The sequence below is a fragment of the Actinacidiphila sp. bgisy167 genome, assembly GCF_965342175.1.
Taxonomy (GTDB): Bacteria; Actinomycetota; Actinomycetes; order Streptomycetales; family Streptomycetaceae; genus Actinacidiphila.
Genome location: NZ_CBDRBL010000196.1, coordinates 1 through 1,568 on the forward strand (window position 1 = coordinate 1; position 1,568 = coordinate 1,568).

2 protein-coding genes are annotated in these 1,568 nt (G+C 67.5%); both read left to right on the forward strand.

What is annotated here, in order from left to right; genetic code table 11:
- Positions 1-83: 83 nt before the first annotated feature.
- Positions 84-1,205 (forward strand): IS630 family transposase, encoded by a 1,122-nt coding sequence (locus ACRWND_RS30715; protein ID WP_431955232.1) that lies wholly within the window; start codon positions 84-86, stop codon positions 1,203-1,205.
- A gap of 146 nt (positions 1,206-1,351) precedes the next feature.
- A partial coding sequence (locus ACRWND_RS30720) for a hypothetical protein (RefSeq protein WP_431955234.1) occupies positions 1,352-1,568 on the forward strand: 217 nt, incomplete at its 3' end.

Below are 1,568 nucleotides of genomic sequence, written 5' to 3' on the forward strand. Positions count from 1 at the left end.
TGCTGTGACCGCATAGGTTCGCCGGGTTGGTGGTCGGGGCGGTTGGATGGGCGGTGACGTTCGATCCGACTGCTGGAGGTGCGGTGGCTGAGCCTGTGCGGGTGCGCAGACTGACCGATCAGGAGGGGCAGAAGCTGCAGCAGATAGTGCGCCGGGGCAGCACCAGTTCGGTGCGCTACCGGCGGGCGATGATGCTGCTGGCTTCGGCGGGCGGGAACCGGGTGCCGGTGATCGCGCAGCTGGTCCAGGCCGACGAGGACACCGTCCGCGACGTGATTCACCGGTTCAACGAGATCGGCCTGGCCTGCCTGGACCCTCAGTGGGCGGGAGGCCGTCCCCGCCTGCTCAGTCCTGACGACGAGGACTTCGTCATCCAGACGGCCACTACCCGCCCGACCAAACTCGGCCAGCCCTTCACCCGCTGGTCGATCCGGAAGCTCGCCGCCTACCTGCGGAAAGTCCACGGCCGTGTGATCCGCATCGGCCGCGAGGCATTACGGATGCTGCTTTTGCGCAGCGGCATCACCTTCCAGCGCACCAAGACCTGGAAGGAATCCCCGGACCCCGAGCGTGACACCAAGCTCGACCGCATCGAACACGTCCTTCACCGCTTCCCGGACCGTGTCTTCGCGTTCGACGAGTTCGGCCCGCTCGGCATCCGGCCCACCGGCGGCAACTGCTGGGCCGAGCAGACCAAGCCCGACCGGGTGCCGGCGACCTACCACCGCACCCACGGCGTCCGGTACTTCCACGGCTGCTACTCCATCGGCGACGACACCCTGTGGGGCGTCAACCGGCGCAAGAAGGGCGCCGCCAACACCCTGGCCGCTTTGAAGTCGATCCGTGCGGCCCGACCCGACGGCGCCCCCATCTACGTGATCTTGGACAACCTCTCCGCACACAAGGGCGAGCGGATCCGCCGCTGGGCGACCAAGCACCGGGTCGAACTGTGCTTCACCCCGACCTACGCGTCCTGGGCCAACCCCATAGAAGCTCACTTCGGGCCGCTGCGGCAGTTCACCATCGCCAACTCGAACCACCCCAACCACACCGTCCAGACCCGGGCCCTGCACGCCTACCTGCGCTGGCGCAACACCAACGCCCGCCACCCCGACGTCCTGGCCGCCCAACGCCGAGAACGCGCCCGTATCCGCAGCGAGAAACGCATCCGCTGGGGCGGACGCCCACTCGCCCCAGCAGCATGAAACCCGGCGAACCTATGCGGTCACAGCACTAGCGGTGTGTCCGCTCGGTGGCGGTCTTTCAGGTGCGTTTATTGTGGTGTGGTAGCTGATCTGAAGGGATTTCTGTTCTCGTGGCTCCTCGTGCTCTTGCCCGGATGTGTTTCGAGATGCCCTCGCCCGTGGGGGATGTCCTCACCGGGATTGGCACCCTCGATCCCGCCGATCTCACCGCCTTCATGGCGCACGTCCAGCAAGCGGCCAAGGTCTACCAGGATGTGGTGGCCCGTCCGCCCCAGGGGATGACGGCGGAACAGGCACTCAGAGCGCTCACCCGGATCCCCTCGCACCGCCTGACCGCCGGCCTCACCCGCGCCGAACGCGACC